Genomic DNA, 3,155 nt, shown 5'->3' with positions numbered 1-3,155 from the left:
GAATAATGACATTTATCAAAAAAGTTTAAATCATTGCTTAAAAGCGATCTTTTTATCGAAAAAATTAGGAGCGAAAAAACTAGGTTTTCATGCAGGGTTTCTAATAGATGTAAGTGTTAGGGAAATTGGTAAAAAAATTACTGCCTCTGGATTATTTGAGCGAAAACAAAGTTTATCAAGATTTAGAGATGCTTGGTTAATATTGCAGGAAAAAGCAGCACCAGACCTAATTTTATATCTGGAAAACAATGTTTTATCTTATTCTAACTATCAATCTTTTAATCAAGTTAACCCTTTGCTGATGAGCAATTATGAAGGTTCTGTAGAACTAAAAGAGATCATAGATTTTAATTTACTTTTAGATGTAGCCCATCTTAAAGTTAGCTGTAATTCATTAGGGTTAAACTTTGAAGATGAGTTAAGTAAAATGCTACCTTTGTCCAACTATGTGCATTTAAGCGATAATGACGGTAAACACGATCAAAATAAAGGTTTTAATAAGAATAGTGAGCTTTTGCAAGTTCTCAAACAATACGATTTCGACGGTAAAACCATCACCCTAGAAATTTATAATAATGCCAATAATATTAATCAAGATTATCTAATTGTAGCGGAGGCTTTGAAGGTAAATGAAGATTAATTGTCTACTTTGTAATACATCGGGCGAAAGTCAGTTAATTAGTCCGAGTATTCGAGACGATGCTTCAGGACAATTTAAAATTCATCGTTGTTTGACTTGTGGTCATGTGCAGTTATTTCCATTGCCTACCCCAGAGCAAGATCAGGCATTTTATGACGGCGATCGTCAGTTACAAAATGTATCGGGGGGGGGGACGGACTTGCAACGGGAAAAATTTAAAAGTATTTCTGATACAGAACGTCGTGTTTCATGGCTTGATTCAATAATTTCCTCTCCCTCAAAAATTTTAGATGTGGGTTGTGGTTACGGATTTTTCGTAGATGCTTTAACAAATAAAGGTTATGAAGCAATGGGAATAGAAGTTAGTAAATTACGTTTAGATTTAGCCAAATCCAGTTTGCAAGGGGATTTTATTCAGGGTCAAATTGACGATCAGAAAATCCAGAATTTATATCAAAATAACTTTGATGCAGTTACATTATTTCATGTACTGGAGCATCTCACCGATCCTGTTAATTTTCTTTTAAAATGTTTAAACTTAATTAAGCCCAATGGTTATTTGCTAATAGAAGTTCCCAATTTTAGAGATGAGTTAATTGGTCAATCTCTTGAATATGCTCATTTTTATTGGCAAAGAGCGCACCTGAGTTATTTTAGTCCTTTCCATTTAGAGTTGACTTTTCATAAAGCCGAAATTGGTAACTTTGTTATTGATGGTGTGCAACGCTATGGATTAAGAAATTTATTACATTGGTTGGATGAAAAGAAACCTCAACTGACTAATCCCAGTTTTGACGAAAAGACTCTACCAATTTTGGAAAATTTAGAACAACTCTATAAGGGCGATCGACAATCAAAATTAACCTGTGACACTTTAATAGCAACTATAAAAAAATGCAATTAAATCATAACAAACAACTAATCAATCTAATTAGCGTATCCATAACTAGCACTATTCGCCAAGTTATGCAGACTATTGACAAAGGTGGTTTAGGGTTTGCCTTATTAATCGAAAACGAAACCGAAAAATTTGTCGGAGTCGTAACAGATGGAGATATTCGCAGAGCATTACTCCAAGGTTATGGCTTGGAATCTAATATCTCAACTATCCCTCGACCAGAATCAAAAACTGGTCATATTACTATCTCATCAGAGCAAATAACCTCATTATTTAGTGAACCTGTTAGGGTAATACCTTTGCTAGATGACGATGGTAAAGTGGCTGATTTAGCACTTTTTGATAAACGAGTCCGTTTACCCGTAGCCGAACCCTCACTAGGGGAAAAAGAACTGTCTTATGTAACTGAATGTGTGTTAACAGGTTGGGTGTCTTCTGCGGGTAAATTTGTGACTCGTTTTGAAGAAATGTTCGCTGAATTTTGTAATACGAAATATGCGATCGCCACTAGCAATGGCACAACTGCTTTACATCTAGCCCTTTTAGCCCTAGATATTGGTGTAGGAGATGAGGTAATTGTACCAACCTTGAGTTTTATCGCCACTGCCAACGCTGTCACCTACACAGGTGCTAAACCGGTCTTTGTAGATAGTGAATGGGAAACTTGGAATATTGATCCTAATTTAATAGAACAAGCAATTACTCCCAAAACTAAAGCCATTATTCCCGTTCATCTTTACGGACATCCCGCTAATATGGACTTGATTTTAGACATTTCCAAACGTCATAATTTAGCCGTGATTGAGGATGCCGCCGAAGCTCATGGAGCAAAATATAAAGGACAACCAGTGGGGGGGATTGGTGAGATAGGGGTATTCAGTTTTTATGGCAACAAAATTATCACCACTGGTGAAGGAGGAATGGTTGTTACCAATGATTCAGAAATAGCCAAGAAAATTCGTATTTTACGCGGTCATGGAATGTCCCCAGAAAGACGTTATTGGCATCCAGTTTTAGGATATAACTATCGTATGACAAATCTTCAAGCTGCCCTTGGAGTTGGACAAATGGAGCGAATAGATGAAATCATAGAAGCAAAATTGCGAATTGCTGAACGATATGAGAAAGGTTTTTCGAGTATCAAGGGATTAAACCTAGCACCCCGTCAACCCTGGGCGAAAAGCGTGTTTTGGCTCTATTCTATTTTGGTTAATGAGGACGAATTTGGTTTGAGTAGAGGCCAATTGGTGACAATTTTGCAAGAAAAAGGGATTGAAACCCGTCCCCTATTTATTCCCATTCATCAACAACCCGTGTATCATCAAAATGTTCAAGATAACTATCCAGTGGCAAATCAATTAGGTAAAATAGGATTAAGTTTGCCTAGTGCGGCAAGTTTACAATTAGAAGATATTAATAAAGTGATTAATTGCTTTCAAAATTTTTAATGTTCCTAACCTTTTAAAAATGGCTTGCTGTTTGAAAATTGTAAAATATTTTTTGTATCTACTGAAACATGAAAACAAAAATTAAGCAAAGTATAAATAACTTGCTACTAAGAAGTCAAGTAGAAAAAGCTTACCTAAAATCTTTATTCGCAAATTTATATCATTTTAC

At 35.4% G+C, this 3,155-nt stretch carries 3 protein-coding genes; all 3 read left to right on the top strand.

What is annotated here, in order from left to right:
* On the top strand, positions 1–640 hold a 640-nt coding region (locus tag IQ228_RS26940; RefSeq protein ID WP_228044047.1), incomplete at its 5' end, for a sugar phosphate isomerase/epimerase.
* Positions 630–1,544, top strand: a complete 915-nt coding sequence (locus tag IQ228_RS23845) for a class I SAM-dependent methyltransferase (protein ID WP_193964679.1) — start codon at positions 630–632, stop codon at positions 1,542–1,544. The genes IQ228_RS26940 and IQ228_RS23845, both read left to right, overlap by 11 nt.
* The gene (locus tag IQ228_RS23840; RefSeq protein WP_193964678.1) at positions 1,535–2,986 is read left to right on the top strand and encodes an aminotransferase class I/II-fold pyridoxal phosphate-dependent enzyme; all 1,452 of its coding nucleotides are present in this window, start codon (positions 1,535–1,537) and stop codon (positions 2,984–2,986) included. The genes IQ228_RS23845 and IQ228_RS23840 overlap by 10 nt, the downstream gene beginning before the upstream one ends.
* Positions 2,987–3,155: the final 169 nt, after the last annotated feature.

The sequence above is a fragment of the Dolichospermum sp. LEGE 00246 genome (assembly GCF_015207865.1).
In the GTDB taxonomy this organism is placed as follows: Bacteria; Cyanobacteriota; Cyanobacteriia; order Cyanobacteriales; family Nostocaceae; genus Dolichospermum; species Dolichospermum heterosporum.
Note: the sequence above shows the minus strand (reverse complement) of the source record. Positions and strands in the feature narration are given on the sequence as shown.

Coding starts and splice junctions, on each gene's coding strand:
- IQ228_RS23845 (WP_193964679.1), top strand. CDS start 630: ATGAAGATTAATTGTCTACTTTGTAATACATCGGGCGAAAGTCAGTTA.
- IQ228_RS23840 (WP_193964678.1), top strand. CDS start 1,535: ATGCAATTAAATCATAACAAACAACTAATCAATCTAATTAGCGTATCC.